We start from the raw sequence: 20,426 nt of genomic DNA on the forward strand, positions 1-20,426 counted from the left end.
AGTGACCAGGCAGTCGCGCACGCGCCTTTTTAAGGCGTGTACCTGGGGATCGCGCAGGGTGCGTCATGCGCACCGGTGCAGGTGCCGGTCCTTGGGGGCGTAAGGCGCAGCCTACCCACTCACACGGCGGCGCTATCAAAATCAGCCAGGGTGGATGGCGCTGCTTTTATCCACTACGAGGGCAAACGATGGTGGATGGGTAAAACGCCATCCACCTTCCCCCGTATGTCAAAGCCCGGACAGCCGCAGCCAGTGCCGATAGAAACCTTCGGCCACGCGGTTCAGTTCAGCGACCTTGGCGGGCAGGTCTGCCAGCATCTGCGCCCTGCTCTGCTGGCTGGCCTGGCTGTCATCCAGCAGGTGGTGCCAGTCGTCGAGCCATTCGCGCACCAGGGCCTCGGTCATTTCCGGGTGACCCTGCAGGGCCAGTACCTTGTCGCCCCAGGCAAAGGCCTGATTGCTGCACCAGAGGCTGCTGAGCAAGGGCTGCGCGCCCTCGGGAATGGCGAAGCTGTCGCCATGCCATTGGAACATCGGGAACTCGGCGGGCAGATGGGCCAGCCAGGGGCTGTCGGCACCCCCTGGCTGGCGGCTGAGGCTCTGCCAGCCGCTCTCGGTATAGGGCATACGGGTGATTTCCGCGCCCAGGGCCTTGGCCAGCAGCTGGCCGCCCAGGCAGTGGCCGATCAGCGGGATCTCGCGACGGATCAACTGCTGCAGCGCCGCCACTTCAGTCTGCAGCCAGGGCAACGGATCGTTGACGCTCATCGGCCCGCCCATGATGGCCACGGCCCTGGGCCGCTCCAGATCGATGCCGTCCAACTCGCCCAGATCGGCGCGCAGCACCCTGAACGAGCAGCCAGCCTGCTCCAGTACCTGGCCCAGATGACCCGGCGGGCAGTAATCGATATGGGTAAAAATCAGAACATCGCTCATGGCTACAGGCCTGTCGGTCTCAGCGCTATCGGATTGCGCATGGGCCGGGCAGTCTGCAGGAAGGCGGGATGGAGGTCGAGGGACAGCAGATAAAACATCGGCCAGCTAAGCTGGCCGATGGGTTCAAGGCTGCAGGTTCTTTATCTCCTGGGTAACGCCCCAACCGTCCAGCTTGCCGCCAAGCGGTGCAACCACGGACTCCAGATCATGCTCGAAGTCACCAATGCCGTGGTAGGTGGCAAACATTACCTTACTGACTTGCAGGTGCCATACACCGTCATCACGCTCGGTCACCAGGGCGTGTAAAGATTCACCACGAAATTTGCGGGTCGCCATGCGGGCCCGCTCCTCGTCAGGGAAAATGGCGTAGAACTCGATGGGATGGAAGCTGGCAAAGTCGAAGCCACCCTCCTTCATCCGCCGTAAAACCCCGTTACTGACATCATCGTGCAAGGCTGTGCTCATGAAGTGACCTCCTCAGGCGATGGATTAACTACTTTCCCATTGCAACCGCCAGAAACCGGCGGTGTCGCGGCACAAGTCGCTGAGCCGCCCGAGATTCAAGCAAGGAGCTGCTTGATGTGTCATAAGCCAGTCCTGAAGCCAGGGCTGGTCGACGCCGGGCTGTTCAGGGCGAACAGACCGGAAGCGTCACTTGCAGACTAGCCCTATCCAGAGCACTTTGCCCAGCAAAACTTGCGGGGCCAGCCAGCGTCAGTCGCGGCTAAGCCCGCGCATGATCAAGCGACTGATCCAGGCCGGGGTCAGCTGCCCCGCCCAGTACATCAGTTTGAACTGCAGGCTGACCGGGCGGTGCACCGCACTGCTGTGGGCCTGCTGCCAGGCCGCCTCGGCAATGTCCTCGGCCTGCAGCTTGACCCCCAGGCGCTGCAGCACCGGGGCCTGGAACTGCTGGTTATTGAGCATGGGCGTGCTGACAAAGGGCGGCATCAGGTCGCCGACCCGGATGCCGTGGCGCGCCCATTCCAGATCCAGCGCCTCGGTCAGCCCACGCACGGCGAACTTCGAGGCCGAATAGCTGGCCAGATGCGGTACGCCATAGACGCCTGAAGCCGAGCCCATATTGATCACCTGGGCCCCTGGTGTGACGCGCAGGTAGGGGAAGGCGGCGTGGGTCATCTGCAGTAGCCCCAGCACGTTGATCTGCAGAATGCGCGCATGCTCGGCCGCCTCAATCTCCTCGAAATGGCCGCAGCGCAGAATTCCGGCGCAGTTGAACAGCAAGCGCAGCTTGCCGCCATGCAGGGCGCAGAAATCCGCCAGGGCAACCTTGACGGCTGCCGGGTCGGCCACATCCAGCTCGGCATGCCAGACATTGCCCAGCTCGGCCGCCAGTGTCGCCAGGGCCTGATGATCGATATCCAGCAGGCCCACCTGCCAGCCCTGGCGGTGGAACAGGCGCGCAGTCGCCGCGCCGATACCCGAGGCCGCGCCGGTAATCAGGATAGTGTTCATTCAGCAGCCTCGCTGGCGCAGAAAGCTCACCACTTCGGCCAGGGCAAAATCCGCCGCCTTGAGCATGCCGGCGTGGGCCTGGAACACGTGCCACAGATCGGGATAACGCTGCAGACGCACATCCACACCCGCGGCCTTGGCCCTGTCGGCAAAACGCAGGCTGTCGTTACGCAGAATTTCGTCTTCGCCCACCTGGATCAGCAGCGGGGCCAGGCCGTGCAGATCGGCAAACTGCGGTGACAGGCCGGGGTCGTCATGGGCCAGCCCGGCCGGACAATACAGCGCCAGGGCCTGTTCCACCCATTTGCGGTGAATCAGCGGATCCCCCGCCGGCGGTTCGTGCAGCTGCGTGCCGGTAAAGTCGGTGACCGGCGAGAAACACACCAGCGCCGCCGGTTGCGCCTGGCCCAGGTCGCGCAGGTGCAGGCTGGTGATCAGGCTCAGGTTGCCGCCGGCCGAATCGCCACCGATCACGATCTGCTCGGGCTTGTAGCCAAGTTCGATCAGCGCCTGGAACGCTGCTACGGCGTCCTCACGGGCGGCCGGGTACTGGTGCTCCGGGGCCAGGCGGTAATCCAGGGCGCACACATCCATCTGCCCGCGTTTGGCCAGGGTGGAGCAGATCGCCCGGTGGGTGTTCGGCCCGCCGATCAGGTAGGCACCGCCATGCAGATACAGCAGCACAGTGCCGCGGCCGCTCTGCGGCCCGTGCCATTGTCCGCTTTGCGGCCTGTGCCATTCGCAGGGCCGCCCGGCCAGGGTGCCGGTGCTGCGCGTGATGCCACGGGGAGCCGGACTGACCGCCGTCAGCAGGCGCAGCACCGCGCGCTGCCCGGCAATCGGCATGGGCGGGCGCACCAGGCCGCGAAACAGCAGGCGCAGACCGCCGCGCAGCAGCGTGCGCAGCAGCGCCTGTTCGACGGCGGGCGGGGTGAATTCAGCGGGTGCATTCATAGTCGATCAACTCCGGCGCGCGGGTCAGGTGGCGATAAGCAAAGGTATAGCCCGGCCAGTTATTGGTACTTTTACCGGTGGCGGTCTTGTACCAGCTGGTACAGCCCTGCTCCCATATCGTTCGATGTGAATGGGCCTGAATCCGCTGGTTATAGTCCTGCTGCACCGAAGCTTTGACATCCACATAGCGTAGGCCCTGATCACGCAGCAGATCGATGCAGCCCAGCACATAGCGGAACTGGCTCTCGAGCATATAAATGATCGAGTTATGCCCCAGGTTGGTATTGGGCCCGTAGAGGATAAACAGATTGGGAAAGCCGCTGACGCTGATGCCCTTGTAGGCCTCTGCGCCATCGCGCCAGGCCTGGTTCAGCTCCAGCCCGCCGAGCCCGCGAATCTGCATGGGGGCGAGAAACTCCGTGGCGGCAAAGCCGGTGCCGTAGATCAGCACATCACAGGGGTGCTCCTGGCCGTCGGTGGTTACCAGCGAGTGCTCGCGGACCTGGCTGATCGCCTCGCTGACCACCTGCACATTGGCCTGGGTCAGCGCCGGTAAATAGTCGTTGCTGATCAGGATGCGCTTGCAGCCCATGGGGTAATCCGGCTGCAGCTGCGCACGCAGCTGTGGGTCGCGGATGTGCCGGCGCAGATGACGCTCGAAGCTCAAACGCATCGGCTTCATCAGCCAGGGCATGCTGATAAAGGCCAGCCCGCGGGCTTCGTGCTGGATGTACTTGAGCATACGGTCGATGCGCTGCAGCCAGGGCAGGCGACGCATCAGCGCCAGCTCCCAGGCGCGATAGGCCCGATCCGGCTTGCTCAGCACGTAGGCAGCCGAGCGCTGGAACAGCTTCAGCTCGGCCACCCGGGGCTGGATCTGCGGCACAAACTGAATCGCCGAGGCACCGGTGCCGATCACCGCCACACGCTTGCCCTTCAGATCCAGATCATGCCGCCAGCGCGCCGAGTGGAAAGCCTCCCCCTTAAACTGCTCGATACCAGGCAGGTTTGGGTAGGCCGGGCGATTGAGTTGCCCACATGCGCTGATCAGCAGCGCGGCGCTCAGCTCCTCGCCGTTGCCCAGGGTCACCCGCCAGAGTGCGGCGGCCTGATCGAAGCTCGCCGACAACACCTCGGCATTGCAGCGGATACGCGGGCGCAGACGGTATTTGGCCACGCAGTGCTGCATATAGGCGTGAATTTCCGTCTGGGGGGCAAACTTGCGGCTCCAGTCGGTTTTGGGCTCGAAGGAAAACGAATAGAGGTGCGAAGGCACATCGCAGGCCGCCCCCGGGTAACTATTGTCGCGCCAGGTGCCACCGATATCGGCCGCCTTCTCCAGGATCAGAAAATCCTCGATACCAGCCTGCTGCAAGCGAATGGCCATGCCCAGGCCGGCAAAACCGCTGCCGATGATCAACACGCGCAAGGGTGCTGTCGGGCGGGAACTGTTATGCATTGTTATCTCCCCAATCGCATCTGTTTGACAGCACAGGATGCTACTTGCCTGGGTAGACAAGGGTTATGGCATAGTCGGACAACAGATTGTGACTTTCGGACAGAACACATGATGGCGGCAGGCCGAAGCCATGCCAAGTACAGCCAAAACCCGGGATGTGGAATACCCCGAGGAAGCGCACAGGGCGCGGGTCAGAAATGGCGCAGTGCGCCGCTCATTACCACGCCGTAATAGCTACCAGAACTTCCACCAGCGCTTGGGCCGCGTCACGCGGTTGCCGGTGTAGGCCTTCTGGGAAAACTTGGGAAACTCGCCAAACACTTCGGGCAAGCGGTAGTTATCCAGGCTGTAGCCGTTGTCCAGCGCCTCCTGGTAATAGAGGTCGAAGAGGCTCTGCAGGTCCTTGCGCGGATGCGCCATAACCTGGCCATCGAACCAGTGCTTGCGCCCTTCCCCGGCCAGACGCGGCACCGAAAGAGAGTGGGAGAACTGGGTGCCCATGTCCGAGTAGTGGAGGATCTTGATCTGCTCGATCGGACTGTTCTCACCGTCAATATTGTTGTACTCGGTGTCGAACGGCTGAATCACCCCGGTATTGACCTTGTAGTATTTCTTGAGTTGCTGATGGACCTCCGGCCGGCTCTTGATCTCCTCGATCGCCGGCAGGTGTTTTTCAGCCGCGGCGCAGTCCCACATCGACACGCAGAACCGCCAGGACTCCTGACCACCCTTGGCCATGACCACCTTGCCGGGCTCGAAGGGCAGTTGCCAAAGCTCGGCCAGGTCGCACAGGACAATCACGTCCGTGTCCATATAGATGGCCTTGCCCTGATAACCACAGTAGGCCGGAATGCCCCAGCGAAAACCCGAAAACGGCGTGGCCCAGGCTTCGGTGCGCCAGCCCTGCTGCTGCGCCGGATTGGAATACCAGAAGCTCTGCGGGTCGCGGGAAAGCTGCATCCAGTGGATCTCGACCGGCAGAGAGCAGTGTTTGCGGATGCTGTAGTCCAGCACCATCATCTGCTCCAGATCACAGTCGTTGGGGTCGCAGCCAACGAATACCTTGATTACTTCCTGCATACCCTGGGGCTCCTCTGCCACTGCCTGGCTCCGCTAAAACCTGATGCACGCCAGCCCTGGGGAGCCGAACGCAAATTTCGGCGTACGCTAATGCTTTGCCGCTGGCAGATCAAGCAGACAGCCGCCTGACCGGACTTCGCATGGCGGCCCGGAGCTGTGGCATAGTCGGCCACTTCTTTGTGACTTTCGGCCAGACGCATGCCCCGCCCCGCCCCTAGCGTCTCCAGACGCAGCATCACCAGCGCGCAACTGCTCACCCAGCTGGGCCTGGAACTTGGCCTGAGTCTGGAAACCTGCCTGCGCGACTGCGGCCTGACGCCGTTGCAACTGGCCGACCCGCAGGGCGAAATCGCCCCGCAGCAGGAACTGCAGCTGATCGCCAACCTGGTAGCGGCCTTGCCCGGCGTGCCGGATCTGGGCCTGCAGGCCGGCCTGCGCTACCGGCTGATCACCTATGGCATCTGGGGTTACGCCCTGCTCAGCAGCCAGGACTTTCGCCAGGCCGCCGAACTGGGGCTGCGTTACCTCGACCTGACCTACGCCTTTAGCCATATCCGCCTGAGCGAAGATCACGACCATGCCCACCTGCACTTCGATGACGCGCACCTGCCGCCGGACCTGCGCGGCTTTCTGGTGCTGCGCGATGCGGTGGCGGTGATGGTGATCCAGCGCGAGCTGACTGGCACCGCCCTGCCCCTGAGCCGCGTGCAATTACGCATGAGTGCGCCGCGCCAGCTGGCGGCCTTTAGCCAACAGTTTGGCCTGCAGCCAGAATTTTCCAGCCCGGAAAACCGCATCAGCTTTGCCCGGCATTGGCTTGATGCGCCGCTGCCCCACGCCAACGCCCCGATGACCAGACTGTGCGAACAGCAATGCCAGGCCCTGCTGGCCAAACGTCAGGTCCGTAGCGGGCTGGCCGGCCAGGTACGCGATCGCCTACTCAGCACCCCGGGCCGCCTGGCCGATATGGAACAGGTCGCCAGCGAGCTGCAGCTCAGCAGCCGCACCCTGCGCCGCCGCCTGGAACAACAGGGCAGCAGCTTTCGCCAGCTGCAGGAAGAAGTTCGCCAGGCCCTGGCCGAAGAGCTGCTGGCCACTGGCGGCCTGAACCAGGAGGAAATCGCCGAACGCCTCGGTTACAGCGAAGTGTCGAACTTCGTGCATGCCTTTCGGCGCTGGAAAGGACTGCCCCCGGGCCAGTACCGTCGCAGCCTCGGCTCCACCGGGAGCAGAGGGCCCGGTAGGCATTGATCATTTACGCCGCGACTTTGGCGCTTTCCACACTAAAGCAAGCAGCCATATGCGCCGATAATCTGGGCAACTCACCCATTCGGAGTATTCATGCGCCAGGGTTTCCTCGGGCAGTTCCTGCCACATGATCTCAACGACCAGGCCAGCCTGCTGCTGGCCCGTACCCTGGCCTTCAGCGGCCTGTGCAGTGTGGTCATCGGCCTGTACAGCTGCATCAAGTGGGGCCGCCTGGGTAACGAGCCGCTGATGTATGGCTCGCTGCTGCTGGTATTGGGCATGCCGCTGATGCTGCTGCTCCTGCGCAGCGCCCTGTTCCCCCTGGCACTGGCGGCCAATCTGGCCCTGGCCTGTATGGCCAGCTACTCGATGATCCTGATCGACCAGCTGGGCGGTCTGCACTCGGCGCATATCTACTGGCCGGTGGTGATCATCGTTTTCGCCTACCTGCTGGCCGGTAATCGCAGCGCCATGTTCTGGAGCCTGGTGCAGGCGATCTTCGTGTTCTGGCTGATTCACCTGGAACGCAGTGGCGCGGCGCTGCCGGTTTTCGAACTGAGCCCCAGGGATGCCGCGGTCAACACCTACTCCGGTTACATCCTGCCGGTACTCACCGTCTGGCTGGCCCAGTGGTACAGCGCCAAACTGCGCAACCAGGCCCTGACCGATGCCGAGCAGGCCCTGAACGAATCCCGCACCTTCGGCGACAGCGCCGCACGCAATCAGCAGCAACTGGCGGCAATGGTCGACGAAGTGCGCGGCAGTGCCGGCGACCTGCTGCAGATGGCCAGGCAACTGCAGCAAACCCTGGGCGGTATCCGCCTGCGCTGCCAGAGCATCGACACCGATGTGCAGCAACAGGCTGACGCCATGCAACAACTGGATCTGGCTTTGCATGAGGTGCTGGCAAACCTGGCCGAAAGCACTGGGCAAATGCAGCGCCTGAGCCAGGACACCCAGCACAGCAGCAGCCAGGTCAATGTCTGCGCCCAGCGCATGCAGGAGGCCCAGAGCAGCATGCAGGCCATCCAGCAGAGCAACCAGCGCATCGCCGAATCCATGCAGATGATCAGCGCTATTGCCCAGCAGACCAACCTGCTGGCACTCAACGCGGCCATCGAGGCGGCCCGCGCCGGCGAACACGGGCGTGGCTTCGCGGTGGTCGCCGACGAGGTGCGCAACCTTTCCCAGCGCAGCAACGCCACCGCCGAAACCGTGCAAAACGTATTGGGCCAGTCGCAACAGATAGTCGACACCGGCGCGGACCAGGTCAGTGAAGTCGGCACCGCCCTGTCCAGCAATGCCGGGCTGACCGACAACCTATCCGATGCCATCCTGCACCACAGCCAGAGCCTCGACCGCGCCCACCGGCAGCTGGCCCAGGTACGTGACAACAGCGCCGCACAGCGCGAGGCCAGCCAGCGTCAACGGGTCGCCAGCGCCGAGCTGCTCAGCTCGCAGGAATCGCTGGTGCTGCTTGGCGAACAGCTCGAACAGCTGTCCCACCAGCTGCATCAGCGGATGGCCGAGCAGCACTGAGTGCCGCGCCAGCCCGCCTGCTTCAGCAAGAAGTCGGATAGGCCAGGCGCACCGCCCATGCGCGCTAGCGCCTGATGCGCACAGCACCCCCAAGGTGCCAGCGGGCTGTGGAAGCCTTAAGGATTGGAAGGGATTTGTTTGAAAGTCAGTTCGGCGCTGACAAGCACCCCGGCGGCGTTTATCGTCCAGCCATGAACCTGTCCCCTGCCCCCCTACTGCTCGACTACCAGCCGCCCTGGCAGTGGCAGCAGTTCCACGGTCATTTCGCCCTGCGCGCGCTGGCCGGGGTCGAAAGCCTGCAGCCGCGCAGCTACGCACGCAGCGTGCTGCTCGATGGCCAGCGCGGCTGGTTCCGCGTGCAAGTGCTGGATGATCAGCACGCGCTGCAGCTGCACTACAGCAAATCGCTGCGCCCCTGCCTGCCTGTGCTGATTGCCCGGGTGCGCAAGATGTTCGACCTCGACTGCCAGCCACAGCAGATAGCCGCTCACCTTGCCACCGCCCCGCAACTCGGTGCGTTGGTCGCCCGCAACCCCGGCCTGCGCCTGCCCACCGCCTTCGAGCCGTTCGAGCAGGCGGTGCGTGCCATCGTCGGCCAGCAGGTCACGGTCAAGGCCGCGGTAACCATCACCGGCCGTCTGGTCACACGCCTGGGCGAGCCACTGCAGTTTGCCGATGCGGCAGAGATTCAACGGCTGTTCCCCAGCGCGGCGGCCATCGCCGAAGCCAATCTGGAGAATATCGGCATGCCCGGTAAACGGGTGCAGACCCTGCAGCACTTTGCCGCCGAGGTGGCCAGCGGCGCACTGCAGCTGGATCTGCGCGACGGTTGCGCCGCTTTGATCGAACGTCTCTGCGCCCTGCCCGGCATCGGCCCCTGGACCGCGGAATATATCGCCCTGCGCGCCTTCGGCGAGGCCGACGCCTTTCCCGCCAGCGACCTGGGCCTGCTCAAGGCACCGCTCTGGGGGCCGGTCGGTATCGAGGCCAAACAGCTCAAGGCCCGTGCCGAAGCCTGGCGACCCTGGCGCGCTTATGCGGCGGCGCACCTGTGGCACAACTACTCGGAGGGCTAAACCGATGCTCTACCGCTACCACGACAGCCCTATCGGCCGTCTGCTGCTAAGCGGCGATGCCAGCGGCCTGCAGCACGTGTTGATGGATATCGACGACAAGCCCTGGCCAATCGCCGAGCAGTGGCGCAGCGCCGGCGCTGAGCTGGATCAGGTGTGCAGGCAGCTGGACGAGTATTTCGCCGGACGCCGACAACGCTTCGAGCTGCCCTTAGCGCCTCAGGGCACGGCGTTTCAGCAGGCCGTATGGCAGGCACTGCTGCAGATTCCATTTGGCCAGACCCGCTGCTACAGCGCCCTGGCCGCCGAGATCGAGCGGCCCAAGGCGGTGCGCGCGGTCGGCGCAGCCAATGGGGCCAACCCAATCGCCATCATCATCCCCTGCCACCGGGTAATCGGCCGCGATGGCAGCCTCACCGGCTATGCCGGCGGCCTGCCGCGCAAGGCCCTGTTGCTCAAACTGGAAGGTGCGCAACTACCGGAGCAGAAGCTGCTGGGGTTCTAAATATCAGGGGGAGGAATTCGAGCCAACACCCGGGCCGGTGCACTGAGCGGTAGAGCGAGGATCAGGCCTTCGCCCGAGGCGGGATAAATCCGGCTCAGGGCGGTGATATTGACCTGGTGCGACACCAGTACCAACGGCGCGCCGCGAGCCAGGCGGTTGACCGCCTCAAGCAGTTGCCGGGTCTGCTCGCCGGCCCGCGCCTGTGTCACGAAAAAGGAGTCCAGCGCCGGCAAGGGTTCGACGGCAGCCAGGCCCATCTCCTGTGCGGTATCCAGAGCCCGGCACCAACGACTGCTGAGTATTCGCGGGCGCTCGATACGCTGGCTGCGCAACAGCTGACCCCAGCGCTGCGCCTGCTCACGGCCGAGCTGATTGAGATTGCGCTGAGTGCGGCAGTCACCCAGCTGGAAATTCGCCGGATCCCCCGTGCCAGGCGCGGTGGCATGGCGCAACAGCAGAACGGCGCGGCCTTCACGCAGCGCCGTCCAGGCGTGCTCATCGCTGGCCTGGACCGCGCCGCTCAGCAGGCACAGCGCCAAAAGCCAAGCGCCGGCCCGCCACGTCACATGGTTAAAACTTGACCGTGCCACGGGGCCCCATCAACGCCCAAATGATCAGGCCGATCACCGGCAGCAATACGATCAGCAATATCCACAACACCTTGATACCTGTTTCGGCGTTGCTTTTGATGACGCTGAGAATCGCCCAGATATCCAGAGCCAGAATGACCAAGCCCAGTAAACCGTTAAAAGTGGAACCCATGTTGACTCTCCTGAGTGTGGGGTGCGCGGATCAGTTAGCAGTCATCCAGCCCGGCAATGCTTGCGACCATTGCATCATCGGCAGGTTCGGCGACTGGCAACTGAGCGCTGTCGAATAGACGCAACAGAGTAACCCGCGGTTGCTCGCCGGTGTCGAACCAATACAGGGTGGCGGCCGGCAGTCGCACCAGGTCGTTCTTCTCGCACAGCAGAGCATAGACATAGTCGTCGATATGCAGGCAAAGCAGGCCCCGCCCCGCCAGGCAGTAATGCAGCTGCGCCACGTCATAGCGTTGCGCCGTGGGCAGGCTGGTACGCGGGCCGTGCTGATAACGGGGTTCGGTACGCTGGCTGAGCACATCGAAACTGGCGAAGCCATGCTCGCTCATCAGCTGGTCGAGCTGGACGCGACAGGCCGCGATCACCTCTTCGACCGCGCTGCCGGCCTGCACAGACACCGATACCGGCAGCTGGGTGAACTGCACGCCGACCGCGGCCAGGGTACTGGCGATGTCTTCGGCGTGGGTCAGCAGCTTGTTCGGCGCTTCGGGTGAGGACTGGTGATAGACGGTCAGGCTGCTCATGGTCGGGTTCTCGCACTCTCGATAAGGGCTGCAATGGGCGCGGCAAGGCGTTCAGGGCTGTTCTTCGCGCATATAGATGACAGTGATCAAGGCCGCCGCCAGGACAATCAGGCTGGCGATGGCGAAGGTCCAGGCCGGCCCCAGGGTATTCCAACTGTAGCCGGAATACAGTGCGCCCAGGGCACCGCCCACCCCGGCCAGGGTGGCATACAGGGCTTGGCCCTGGCCTTGCTGGCGGTCGGCGAAGCTGCGCTGAACGAAGTGGATGGCCGCCGCATGGAAACTGCCGAAGGTCGCCGCGTGCATCAGCTGGGCGAACAGCAACACCGGCAGGTGGTCGGCCAGATTGCCCAGCAGCAGCCAGCGCACGGCGGTGATCAGAAAACTGGCCAGCAGCACGCTGCGCAGCGAGTAGCGGGCGAGTAGCTTGGCCATGACCATAAACAGCACGATCTCGGCCAGCACCCCGAGGGCCCAGAGCTGGCCGATCAACCCACGCGAGTAGCCGAGGCTCTCAAGATGCAGGGTCAGAAAGGTGTAATAGGGGCCGTTGCTCAGCTGCATCAGGCCGACGCTTAAGTAGAAGGCGAGAATCCCCGGGCGGCGCAACTGGCGGATAAAGCCGCCCTGGTCCTGGGTATTGGGACGCATCTGCGGCTGGGCGTTGGGCACCCACCAGCTGCTCAGCACGATGCCGCCCATGATCAGGATCAGCGCCCAGGGATAGGCGTCCAGGCTGAGCAGCTCGAACAGCTTGCCCAGGCCCACCACCGCGAAGATAAAGCCGATGCTGCCCCACAGGCGGATCTGGCTGTAGCGCGTGGCCTGTTCCTTGAGATGGGCAAAGGTGATCACCTCGAACTGCGGCAGCACCGCGTGCCAGAAGAACGCGTGCAACGCCATGATCAGCGCCAGCCAGGCATAGCTCTGGCTGATAAAGATGCCGGCAAAGCACAGCAGCGTGCAGATCGCGCCGAAGCGCACGATGGCCAGGCGGCGACCACTGTAATCCCCCAGCCAGCCCCACAGATTCGGCGCGATGCAGCGCATCAGCATGGGAATGGCGATCAGCTCGCCGATCCGCGCGGCGGAAAACCCCAGGTGGTCGAAATACAGCGCCAGAAACGGCGCGGTGGCACCGAGCAGGGAGAAATAGAAGAAGTAGAAACCGGACAGCCGCCAGTAAGGCAGTGCCGGGCTCATGCTGTGCATAAACCCGGAACCCTGCTGCGGGACGCGGCTGGCCGCGCAGCAATGCTTATCACAGCTGTGGCAGTACCGGCGTGCTGACCCGCACATCGGCATTCTGCGCGCGGTGGCGCAGCAGGTGGTCCATCAGCACGATGGCCATCATCGCCTCGGCGATCGGCGTGGCACGGATGCCCACACAGGGGTCGTGACGCCCCTTGGTGATGATATCCACCGGGTTACCGTCGACATCGATGGAACGCCCCGGCGTGGTGATGCTGGAAGTGGGCTTGAGCGCCAGATGGGCAACGATCGGTTGGCCACTGGAGATGCCGCCGAGGATGCCGCCGGCGTTGTTGGAGAGGAAACCCGCGGGGGTCATCTCGTCACGGTGTTCGGTACCGCGCTGGGCCACGCTGGCGAAACCTGCGCCGATTTCCACGCCCTTGACCGCGTTGATGCTCATCAGCGCATGGGCCAGCTCGGCGTCCAGACGGTCGAAGATCGGCTCGCCCAGGCCCGGCATCACCCCTTCGGCGACCACGGTGATCTTCGCCCCCACCGAATCCTGATCGCGGCGCAGCTGGTCCATATAGGCTTCAAGCTCGGGCACCTTGTCCGGGTCGGGGCTGAAGAAGGCGTTCTGCTCCACCGACTCCCAGCTCTTGAACGGAATCTCGATGGGGCCGAGCTGGCTCATATAGCCGCGAATCACAATGCCCTGGGTGGCCAGGTACTTCTTGGCGATGGCACCGGCGGCCACGCGCATGGCGGTCTCGCGCGCCGAGCTGCGGCCACCACCGCGGTAGTCGCGAATGCCGTACTTGTGGTGATAGCTGTAATCGGCGTGGGCCGGGCGGAAGGAATCCTTGATCGCCGAGTAGTCCTTGGACTTCTGGTCGGTATTGCGGATCAGCAGGCCGATCGAGCAACCGGTGGTCTTGCCTTCGAATACCCCGGCGAGGATTTCCACCACATCGTCTTCCTGACGTTGGGTGGTGTGGCGGCTGGTGCCCGGCTTGCGCCGGTCGAGGTCGCGCTGCATGTCCTCCAGGGAAAGCTCCAGCCCCGGCGGGCAGCCGTCAACGATGGCGACCAACGCCGGCCCATGGCTTTCGCCCGCGCTGGTGACAGTGAACAGCTTGCCGTAGGTATTGCCGGACATGTGCAAAGGCTCCGCAAGAATCGACCACAGGCCGGGCGCATACCCGCGCCCGGCCTCGTTAAATAAGGCGGCGAGTATACCCTTTGGCGTCCATTGAGTTCATCCTCGAACCTTAGCCTTGGAAAAACGTCGAAATGCTCCCGCCCTTGCAGTGTCCCGCCATGTTTCGAGCCCTTCTAGTGACCCTCCCCCTGCTTGCCGGCCTGGCCCAGGCCGCCCCCAACACCCTGGAGCAACGCCCACTCAGCCTGGAAACCGCCCAGGGCACGCTGCATGGCACCCTGCTCCAGCCGCGCAGTGACGAGCCGCTGGCCGTGGCCCTGCTGATCGCCGGCTCCGGGCCGACCGACCGGGATGGCAACAACCCCGCCGACGGCCATAACGACAGCCTCAAGAAGCTGGCCCAGAACCTGGCCCGACACGGCATTGCCAGCCTGCGCTACGACAAACGCGGCGTGGCCGCCAGCCGTGCGGCGACGCCCAACGAACGCGACCTCAGCGTAGACGCCTATGTCGCCGACGCGGTGGCCTGGGGCCGGCTGCTCAAGCGTGACAAGGCCTTCGACCGGCTGATCCTGATCGGCCACAGCGAAGGCGCATTGATCGCCAGCCTGGCCGCGCCACAGGCCGGGGCCGACGCCCTGGTGACATTGGCCGGCAGCGCCCGCCCGATCGACCAGGTGCTGCGCGAGCAACTGTCCTATCGCCTGCCGCCGCCCCTGCTGGCGCAGAGCAACCGGCTGCTCGACAGCCTGCTGGCCGGGCAGACCAGCACACAGGTGCCCGACGCCCTGCGGGTACTGTTCAGACCCAGCGTCCAGCCCTATCTGATTTCGCTGTTCAAACAGCATCCCGCCGAGGCCTTCGCCAGGCTGAAAATACCCGCACTGATTGTCCAGGGCAGCCATGACATCCAGGTCAGCGTCGCCGATGCCCAGGCCCTGCACGCCGCCAAGCCGGACGCCGAGCTGCTGATAGTGCCCGGCATGAACCATGTTCTGCGTATCGTACCGCTGGCCATGCCGGCGCAACTGGCCAGTTACAACAACCCTCGGCTACCCTTGGCAGGCGTGCTCGGTGCAGAAATTGCCGATTTTATCCAGCGCAGCACCTCAGCCGCAGACTCCAGATAACCGCAGGTCAGCCGATAAGCCGGATGACAGGTGCGGCAAGCACCGGCATAGCGCACAGGATCCGCGTGTATGACTGACCAGCAAACGCAGCCCACCTCTAAAGAGGCCGCCCCGCCAGAGGCGGAAAAAGCCCATCCCTGGGCCGAGCTCGGCCCGGAACAGTTCAGCCTGTTAAGGCTGGCACCCTTGCCCATCGACCGCCATACCGGTCCGCGGCCCCTGCGTTTTATCCAGATGGGCCGCCTCGAACGCCAGAGCCCGCGACAGAGTCTGCTGCGCCTGACCCTGCAGCTGCCCGGGCAGCACCTGCGCAAGGAACAGAATGTGCTGGAGGTCTGGGCCGACCACAGCCAGAAGCTGTTGCGCTTCGCCCCGGACAACGGCCTGCAGCTGGAGCCGGAAAACCGCGGCCTGGGCCGCTTTATCCTGGCCCAGGGCATTGCCTGGGCGCGTCGGCATTACAGCCATTACCAGGTGCAGGGTGGCGATCTGCCGAGCCGGGACGCCTTTAGTGAAGAAGCCCGGGCGCGCCGCGACCACTGCCTGCAGGCCCAGGGTTTTATCATCGAATACCTCGACCCGCTGCAGCTCAAGGCGCGCTATGGCGCACCCCGGGTCAGCACGCTGCACAGCGACTGGAATGCCGACAAGGTGCAGATCGTCGAACTGCTCGACGCCGCTGGCATGCTGCAACAGGCCGACCAGAGCCTGCGCGAGCAGGACATCAAACTCCGTCAACTCAATGAGCGCATCGACCGCTTGCGCCGCGAAGATGGCAGCCTGCGCTTTACCATCACCTGCCTGATCGCCTTCTGCCTGTTTCAGGCCGGCTTGCTGATCTGGATCGCCACCCGCTGAGCCAACCTGCTAGGAGCCTGTCGGGCTTTTCCGCAGTAAAACAGCGTTAAGTCCGACAGGCTCCGAGGCTACAGCTGGGCGGCCAGGCGAGCGCGGCGGTTGCGCAGGCTTGCCATCAGCGAGGGACCCAGGGCGGTCAGCGCCGAGCCCAGCACCACCAGCACGGCACCGCCATAGGCGATCCAGTTGATCTGCTCGGGCTGCACATGGTCCGGCCACCAGCTTGCCGCCAATGCCACCGAGGCGAAGGTCACCAGCGGGGTAATGGCCAGGGTGGCGCTGACCCGCGACGCCTCCCAGTGCGCCAGGGCTTCGGCAAACGCGCCATAGGCCACCAGGGTGTTCAGGCAGCAGGCGAACAACAGCCAGGCCTGCAGCGAACTCAGCTCGAACACCTGTGCCGGCTGCGCCCAGGGCGTAAGCAACAGGGCACAGGCCAGGTAGATCACCATCATCACCTGCAGCGAGTTCCAGGCGGTAAGCAGCTGCTTCTGCGCCAGGCCATAAAACGTCCAGACGAGTGCCGCCAGCAGCACGATCAGCACCCCGGCGGTGTAGTCGCTCAGGGAAGTCAGCAACTCACCCAGGCGCTGATTGAAAAACAAGCCGAACCCCAGCAGCAACACCGCCAGGCCCATGCCCTGCCCCAGGCTGAAACGCTCACGGAAGACGAACAGGCTGCTGATCAGCAGCAGAATCGGCGCGACCTGGATCACCAGCTGCGTAGTGCCCGGACTCAGCAGGTTCAAGCCAATCAGGTAGAGCACATAGTTGGCACTCAGCCCGGCAATCGCCAGAACCAGCAACCAGCGGCCCTTGTTCCCCAGCAGACGCAAGGTCGGCAAGCGCCGGCTGGCGGCCAGGTAAGCGAGCAGAATCGAGCCTGAAACCAGCAGGCGATACCAGGTCACGGTGACCGGATCCATCACCTGCAGCACCTCTTTGAGCTTGATCGGCAGCACGCCCCACAACACCGCGGTGACCAGCGCGAGAAACATGCCGTAGAGCCAGCGACCGGAAGATATATGCATGACAGCCTCGAGTACGCGCCCGAGAACCGCTACGCGGGTGGCGCAAAGACGCATTCTAGGGCCTGGCCAGATGGCACTACAGTCACAGTTGCAGGCCGTCAGACAGCAGAACTGTGCTGATGGCCATCGGCAATCGCCACGAAAATGGCGTCAATACTCAAGAAAACCTGAGAAAAACCAACAATATGCGACCATTGGTCGCCAAAACACGTATCAGACCGGGTGCCGATTAGACTGAAGTCAATGACTACTAACGTGGGAGGAGTAAGCATGTTTGGTCAGCGCAATGTGGATCCCAGCCCCGGCACCCATTACCGCAGCGAGCGGGTCAGCTCGGTCAATGGCCAATACTTCTTTTCCACCCGGGAAGGCACCCTTGAAGGCCCCTACTTCACCCGCATCGATGCGCTACACGGAATAGACGCCTATATCCAGCGCATGCAGGTCTCCAACGCACTCTACGCACGATCCAATCGTTTCTAGTCCGTCATAACGAGCAAACCCCGGGCAGTTCGACTGCGCCGGGGTTTGCGTTCGTTCAAGCAAAAGATCGGGCCATTGCCCGCGTCTTCAGCGCACCGCTTCGAACAGACCGGTTGCGCCCATACCGCCGCCCACGCACATGGTGACGATGCCATAGCGCAGATTGCGCCGCTGCAGCTCACGCACCAGATGGCCGACCTGGCGCGAGCCAGTCATGCCGAACGGGTGGCCGATGGAAATCGAGCCACCGTTGACGTTGTACTTGGCGTTGTCGATGTCCAGGCGGTCGCGGGCATACAGGCACTGCGAGGCGAAGGCTTCGTTGAGCTCCCACAAGTCGATATCGGCCACGCTCAAACCGCGAGCCTTGAGCAGCTTGGGCACCGAGAACACCGGACCGATACCCATCTCGTCCGGCTCGCAACCGGCGACGGTAAAGCCGCGGAAGAAGGCTATCGGCTTGAGGCCCAGTTCGATGGCTTTTTCCAGGGTCATGACCAGGGTCATGGACGCACCATCGGACAGCTGCGAGGCGTTGCCGGCGGTGACCGAACCGTCGTCGGCGAATACCGGCTTGAGCGCGGCCAGGCTTTCGAGGGTGGTGTCGGCACGGTTGCAGTCATCGCGATCGACCACGCCCTCGACGATCTTCTTCTCGCCGGTGGCCTTGTCCTCGACCAGGTATTTGACACTCATCGGCACGATTTCGTCGTCGAACAGGCCCTCGGCCTGGGCCCGCGCGGTGCGCTGCTGACTCTGCAGGGCATAGGCATCCTGGGCTTCGCGACTGACGTTATAGCGCCGGGCGACGATCTCGGCGGTCTGCCCCATGGGGTAGTAGATACCCGGCACATCCTTTTGCAGGATGGGGTTGAACAGGTTGTCGGTGTTCATGCTTTTCAGGGTCATGGTGATCGACTCGACCCCACCGGCGACAATGATGTCGCTGCAGCCCGAGGCCACCTGGTTGGCGGCGATGGCAATGGCCTGCAGGCCCGAGGAGCAGAAGCGATTGAGGGTCATGCCCGCCACGTTGGTGCCCAGACCGGACAGCACTGCCACGTTGCGGCCGATATTCATGCCCTGGGCCCCTTCGTTGGAGCCGGCACCGACGATGCAGTCGTCCACCAGCGCCGGGTCGATACCCGTGCGAGCCAGCAGCGCATTGACGCAATGGGCCGCCATGTCGTCCGGACGTGTCTGGTTGAACTTGCCACGGAAGGACTTGGCCAGACCAGTCCGCACGCTGTCCACTATCACCACTTCACGCATGCCGCACCTCATTGTTGTTGGGGTTTGAATTAGGGTGAGAATAAAACCGAACAATCCAAGCCGGCGACGATCATTCAGCAGACGTATGCGCAAACATCGTTAACCATGGTTTCAGGCGCAGCCCCGTGGTGCCTGCCCCCAGCAAGGCTCAGCCGTTAATCCCTTTCGAACGCTGCCTCCAGTGCCTGGTTGACGGTACGTAAGACCTTGATCCGGGCAAAGCGCTTGTCGTTGGCTTCCACCAGGGTCCAGGGCGCGATCTCGGTGCTGGTCCGGTCGACCATATCGCCCACCGCATCGCGGTACAGCGGCCACTTGTCGCGGTTGCGCCAGTCTTCTTCGGTGATCTTGAAACGCTTGAAGGGGATCTGCTCGCGAGCCTTGAAACGCTCAAGCTGGGTATCCTGATCGATCGACAGCCAGAACTTCACCAGTACCACGCCCGCGTCAATCAGTTGCTCCTCGAAATCGTTGATCTCGCTGTAGGCACGCAGCCAGTCGGCCGGACTACAAAAACCCTCGACCCGCTCCACCAGCACCCGGCCATACCAGGAACGGTCGAACAAAGTGAACTTGCCGCGCGCCGGAATATGCCGCCAGAAGCGCCACAGGTAGGGTTGCGCACGCTCCTCCTCGGTGGGTGCGGCCACCGGCACGATACGGTACTGACGCGGATCGAGCGCGCCGATCACCCGGCGAATCGCCCCGCCCTTACCGGCCGCATCGTTGCCTTCGAATACCGCCACCAGGGAGTGCTTGCGCATGCGCTTGTCGCGCATCAGCCCGGACAGACGTGCCTGCTCGACAGCCAGCTGTTCCTCGTAATCATCCTTGGCCAGGGCCTGGCTCATATCCAGGCTATCGAGCAGGCCGCGGTTATCCAGGCTTGACGTCAGCGGTGCCGCATGGGGTTGCGACAGTGGTCTGGATTCGGCCTTGAGCGCGGCCTGCAGACCATCGAGCAGAATGCGCCCGACCGTCAGGCTGCGGTAATACTCATCCACCCCTTCCACCACATACCAGGGCGCATAGTCGCGGCTGCTGCGGCGCAGCACGCGCTCGCCGACCTTGACGTATTTGTCGTAGGTCTTTGATTGCTGCCAGTCCAGCGGACTCAGCCGCCAGCTGTGCAGCGGGTCGTCCTTCAGGGTTTTGAGCCGCGCCTTCATACGCGTTTTGGAGAGGTGGAACCAGAACTTGAAGATCAGCGTACCTTCATCGCAGAGCATGCGCTCCAGCCCCAGAGTGCTGTCGATGGCCTGATCCAGCACGGCATTCTTGATCCGCCCGTGCACCCGCCCCTGGAGCATCTGGCTGTACCAGTTACCGAAGAAGATGCCGATCCGCCCCTTGGGCGGCAACTGCCGCCAGTAGCGCCAGGCCGGTGGCCGGGCCAGCTCCTCATCGGTTTGCTGATCAAAGGTGCTGACCTGGATCAGCCGTGCATCCATCCACTCGTTGAGTAGCTTGACCGTCTCGCCCTTGCCCGCCCCCTCGACACCATTGATCAGGATGATCACGGCGAAACGGCCCTGTTGCTGCAACTCGTATTGCGCTTCCAACAAGGCTTCGCGCAGCGCCGGCACCTCGGCCTCGAAGGTTTCCTTATCGATGCTGTGACCAATCTCGGCAGACTCGAACATAGCTAACTCCCTGACATGATGGCTTGAGCCTAGCGGAT

Annotated in this window: 21 protein-coding genes; 7 read left to right on the top strand and 14 right to left on the bottom strand. The window is 63.6% G+C overall.

Annotated elements, in window-relative coordinates; genetic code table 11:
* Positions 1–228: 228 nt before the first annotated feature.
* From WMW70_RS21855 to WMW70_RS21880, 6 genes are all read right to left on the bottom strand, one after another.
* The gene (locus WMW70_RS21855) at positions 229–936 is read right to left on the bottom strand and encodes a type 1 glutamine amidotransferase (RefSeq protein WP_341439566.1); all 708 of its coding nucleotides are present in this window, start codon (positions 934–936) and stop codon (positions 229–231) included.
* A 123-nt stretch (positions 937–1,059) separates the two neighbouring features.
* Positions 1,060–1,401 (bottom strand): ribonuclease E inhibitor RraB, encoded by a 342-nt coding sequence (locus WMW70_RS21860; RefSeq protein WP_341439567.1) that lies wholly within the window; start codon positions 1,399–1,401, stop codon positions 1,060–1,062.
* A gap of 249 nt (positions 1,402–1,650) precedes the next feature.
* A complete protein-coding gene (locus WMW70_RS21865; protein WP_341439568.1) occupies positions 1,651–2,412 on the bottom strand; it encodes an SDR family oxidoreductase in 762 nt (253 codons plus the stop codon).
* Entirely contained in the window at positions 2,413–3,366 is a 954-nt protein-coding gene (locus WMW70_RS21870) for an alpha/beta hydrolase (RefSeq protein WP_341439569.1), read from the bottom strand.
* Positions 3,350–4,825, bottom strand: a complete 1,476-nt coding sequence (locus tag WMW70_RS21875) for a flavin-containing monooxygenase (RefSeq protein WP_341439570.1) — start codon at positions 4,823–4,825, stop codon at positions 3,350–3,352. The genes WMW70_RS21870 and WMW70_RS21875 overlap by 17 nt, the downstream gene beginning before the upstream one ends.
* 234 nt (positions 4,826–5,059) lie before the next feature.
* Positions 5,060–5,905, bottom strand: coding sequence for a glycosyltransferase (locus WMW70_RS21880; protein WP_341439571.1), 846 nt, complete (start codon positions 5,903–5,905; stop codon positions 5,060–5,062).
* Between the two features lie 198 nt (positions 5,906–6,103).
* On the opposite strand from WMW70_RS21880, the gene WMW70_RS21885 reads away from it, so the two are divergent.
* The 4 genes from WMW70_RS21885 to WMW70_RS21900 all read left to right on the top strand — a co-directional run bounded on the left by WMW70_RS21885 (position 6,104) and on the right by WMW70_RS21900 (position 10,270).
* The gene (locus WMW70_RS21885; RefSeq protein ID WP_445942182.1) at positions 6,104–7,156 is read left to right on the top strand and encodes an AraC family transcriptional regulator; all 1,053 of its coding nucleotides are present in this window, start codon (positions 6,104–6,106) and stop codon (positions 7,154–7,156) included.
* Between the two features lie 993 nt (positions 7,157–8,149).
* Positions 8,150–8,692, top strand: a complete 543-nt coding sequence (locus WMW70_RS22205) for a methyl-accepting chemotaxis protein (protein ID WP_445942183.1) — start codon at positions 8,150–8,152, stop codon at positions 8,690–8,692.
* A 191-nt stretch (positions 8,693–8,883) separates the two neighbouring features.
* The gene (locus WMW70_RS21895; protein ID WP_341439573.1) at positions 8,884–9,768 is read left to right on the top strand and encodes a DNA-3-methyladenine glycosylase family protein; all 885 of its coding nucleotides are present in this window, start codon (positions 8,884–8,886) and stop codon (positions 9,766–9,768) included.
* Between the two features lie 4 nt (positions 9,769–9,772).
* Entirely contained in the window at positions 9,773–10,270 is a 498-nt protein-coding gene (locus WMW70_RS21900) for a methylated-DNA--[protein]-cysteine S-methyltransferase (protein ID WP_341439574.1), read from the top strand.
* On the opposite strand, the gene WMW70_RS21905 is transcribed toward WMW70_RS21900, so the two are convergent.
* Genes WMW70_RS21905 through aroC form a run of 5 tightly spaced genes read right to left on the bottom strand, consistent with a single transcriptional unit; the run spans position 10,267 to position 13,968 of the window.
* Positions 10,267–10,809, bottom strand: a complete 543-nt coding sequence (locus tag WMW70_RS21905) for a histidine phosphatase family protein (RefSeq protein ID WP_341439575.1) — start codon at positions 10,807–10,809, stop codon at positions 10,267–10,269. The two genes, WMW70_RS21900 and WMW70_RS21905, sit on opposite strands and share 4 nt — an antisense overlap.
* A gap of 31 nt (positions 10,810–10,840) precedes the next feature.
* Positions 10,841–11,032 carry a PLDc N-terminal domain-containing protein gene (locus tag WMW70_RS21910; protein WP_275961538.1) on the bottom strand — a complete coding sequence of 64 codons (192 nt, stop codon included), beginning with the start codon at positions 11,030–11,032 and terminating at the stop codon, positions 10,841–10,843.
* Between the two features lie 34 nt (positions 11,033–11,066).
* Positions 11,067–11,615, bottom strand: coding sequence for an acireductone dioxygenase (locus WMW70_RS21915; RefSeq protein ID WP_341439576.1), 549 nt, complete (start codon positions 11,613–11,615; stop codon positions 11,067–11,069).
* Positions 11,616–11,666: 51 nt separating this feature from the next.
* A complete protein-coding gene (locus WMW70_RS21920; protein WP_341439591.1) occupies positions 11,667–12,818 on the bottom strand; it encodes an MFS transporter in 1,152 nt (383 codons plus the stop codon).
* A gap of 58 nt (positions 12,819–12,876) precedes the next feature.
* On the bottom strand, positions 12,877–13,968 hold the full coding sequence (gene aroC / locus WMW70_RS21925) for a chorismate synthase (protein ID WP_341439577.1): 1,092 nt from the start codon (positions 13,966–13,968) through the stop codon (positions 12,877–12,879).
* 161 nt (positions 13,969–14,129) lie between these two features.
* Between aroC and WMW70_RS21930 the strand changes: the two genes are divergently transcribed.
* Both WMW70_RS21930 and WMW70_RS21935 read left to right on the top strand, forming a co-directional pair.
* Positions 14,130–15,101 carry an alpha/beta hydrolase gene (locus WMW70_RS21930; protein WP_341439578.1) on the top strand — a complete coding sequence of 324 codons (972 nt, stop codon included), beginning with the start codon at positions 14,130–14,132 and terminating at the stop codon, positions 15,099–15,101.
* A gap of 69 nt (positions 15,102–15,170) precedes the next feature.
* Complete coding sequence (locus WMW70_RS21935; RefSeq protein ID WP_341439579.1) at positions 15,171–15,959, top strand: hypothetical protein; 789 nt, start codon at positions 15,171–15,173, stop codon at positions 15,957–15,959.
* A 68-nt stretch (positions 15,960–16,027) separates the two neighbouring features.
* Here WMW70_RS21935 and WMW70_RS21940 read toward each other — a convergent pair whose 3' ends face one another.
* Positions 16,028–16,990: a DMT family transporter gene (locus WMW70_RS21940; RefSeq protein ID WP_341439580.1), complete on the bottom strand. Its 963-nt coding sequence runs from the start codon at positions 16,988–16,990 to the stop codon at positions 16,028–16,030.
* 270 nt (positions 16,991–17,260) lie between these two features.
* Here WMW70_RS21940 and WMW70_RS21945 point away from each other — a divergent pair, with 270 nt between their 5' ends.
* Positions 17,261–17,473, top strand: a complete 213-nt coding sequence (locus tag WMW70_RS21945; protein WP_341439581.1) for a DUF6316 family protein — start codon at positions 17,261–17,263, stop codon at positions 17,471–17,473.
* Between the two features lie 87 nt (positions 17,474–17,560).
* On the opposite strand, the gene WMW70_RS21950 is transcribed toward WMW70_RS21945, so the two are convergent.
* Both WMW70_RS21950 and pap read right to left on the bottom strand, forming a co-directional pair.
* Complete coding sequence (locus WMW70_RS21950) at positions 17,561–18,745, bottom strand: thiolase family protein (protein ID WP_341439582.1); 1,185 nt, start codon at positions 18,743–18,745, stop codon at positions 17,561–17,563.
* A gap of 155 nt (positions 18,746–18,900) precedes the next feature.
* The gene (gene pap / locus WMW70_RS21955) at positions 18,901–20,388 is read right to left on the bottom strand and encodes a polyphosphate:AMP phosphotransferase (protein WP_341439583.1); all 1,488 of its coding nucleotides are present in this window, start codon (positions 20,386–20,388) and stop codon (positions 18,901–18,903) included.
* Positions 20,389–20,426 lie beyond the last annotated feature (38 nt).

It is taken from the genome of Pseudomonas sp. XK-1, assembly GCF_038069885.1.
Classification (GTDB): domain Bacteria; phylum Pseudomonadota; class Gammaproteobacteria; order Pseudomonadales; family Pseudomonadaceae; genus Aquipseudomonas.

Excerpts from the sequence above, each read along its gene's own strand:
- WMW70_RS21870 (WP_341439569.1), bottom strand. The coding sequence starts at position 3,366 with ATGAATGCACCCGCTGAATTCACCCCGCCCGCCGTCGAACAGGCGCTG.
- WMW70_RS21920 (WP_341439591.1), bottom strand. The coding sequence starts at position 12,818 with ATGAGCCCGGCACTGCCTTACTGGCGGCTGTCCGGTTTCTACTTCTTC.
- WMW70_RS21855 (WP_341439566.1), bottom strand. The coding sequence starts at position 936 with ATGAGCGATGTTCTGATTTTTACCCATATCGATTACTGCCCGCCGGGT.
- WMW70_RS21895 (WP_341439573.1), top strand. The coding sequence starts at position 8,884 with ATGAACCTGTCCCCTGCCCCCCTACTGCTCGACTACCAGCCGCCCTGG.
- WMW70_RS21885 (WP_445942182.1), top strand. The coding sequence starts at position 6,104 with ATGCCCCGCCCCGCCCCTAGCGTCTCCAGACGCAGCATCACCAGCGCG.
- WMW70_RS22205 (WP_445942183.1), top strand. The coding sequence starts at position 8,150 with ATGCAGGAGGCCCAGAGCAGCATGCAGGCCATCCAGCAGAGCAACCAG.
- WMW70_RS21915 (WP_341439576.1), bottom strand. The coding sequence starts at position 11,615 with ATGAGCAGCCTGACCGTCTATCACCAGTCCTCACCCGAAGCGCCGAAC.
- WMW70_RS21860 (WP_341439567.1), bottom strand. The coding sequence starts at position 1,401 with ATGAGCACAGCCTTGCACGATGATGTCAGTAACGGGGTTTTACGGCGG.
- pap (WP_341439583.1), bottom strand. The coding sequence starts at position 20,388 with ATGTTCGAGTCTGCCGAGATTGGTCACAGCATCGATAAGGAAACCTTC.
- WMW70_RS21940 (WP_341439580.1), bottom strand. The coding sequence starts at position 16,990 with ATGCATATATCTTCCGGTCGCTGGCTCTACGGCATGTTTCTCGCGCTG.
- WMW70_RS21930 (WP_341439578.1), top strand. The coding sequence starts at position 14,130 with ATGTTTCGAGCCCTTCTAGTGACCCTCCCCCTGCTTGCCGGCCTGGCC.
- WMW70_RS21950 (WP_341439582.1), bottom strand. The coding sequence starts at position 18,745 with ATGCGTGAAGTGGTGATAGTGGACAGCGTGCGGACTGGTCTGGCCAAG.
- WMW70_RS21880 (WP_341439571.1), bottom strand. The coding sequence starts at position 5,905 with ATGCAGGAAGTAATCAAGGTATTCGTTGGCTGCGACCCCAACGACTGT.
- WMW70_RS21945 (WP_341439581.1), top strand. The coding sequence starts at position 17,261 with ATGTTTGGTCAGCGCAATGTGGATCCCAGCCCCGGCACCCATTACCGC.
- WMW70_RS21875 (WP_341439570.1), bottom strand. The coding sequence starts at position 4,825 with ATGCATAACAGTTCCCGCCCGACAGCACCCTTGCGCGTGTTGATCATC.
- WMW70_RS21910 (WP_275961538.1), bottom strand. The coding sequence starts at position 11,032 with ATGGGTTCCACTTTTAACGGTTTACTGGGCTTGGTCATTCTGGCTCTG.
- WMW70_RS21900 (WP_341439574.1), top strand. The coding sequence starts at position 9,773 with ATGCTCTACCGCTACCACGACAGCCCTATCGGCCGTCTGCTGCTAAGC.
- WMW70_RS21865 (WP_341439568.1), bottom strand. The coding sequence starts at position 2,412 with ATGAACACTATCCTGATTACCGGCGCGGCCTCGGGTATCGGCGCGGCG.
- aroC (WP_341439577.1), bottom strand. The coding sequence starts at position 13,968 with ATGTCCGGCAATACCTACGGCAAGCTGTTCACTGTCACCAGCGCGGGC.
- WMW70_RS21935 (WP_341439579.1), top strand. The coding sequence starts at position 15,171 with ATGACTGACCAGCAAACGCAGCCCACCTCTAAAGAGGCCGCCCCGCCA.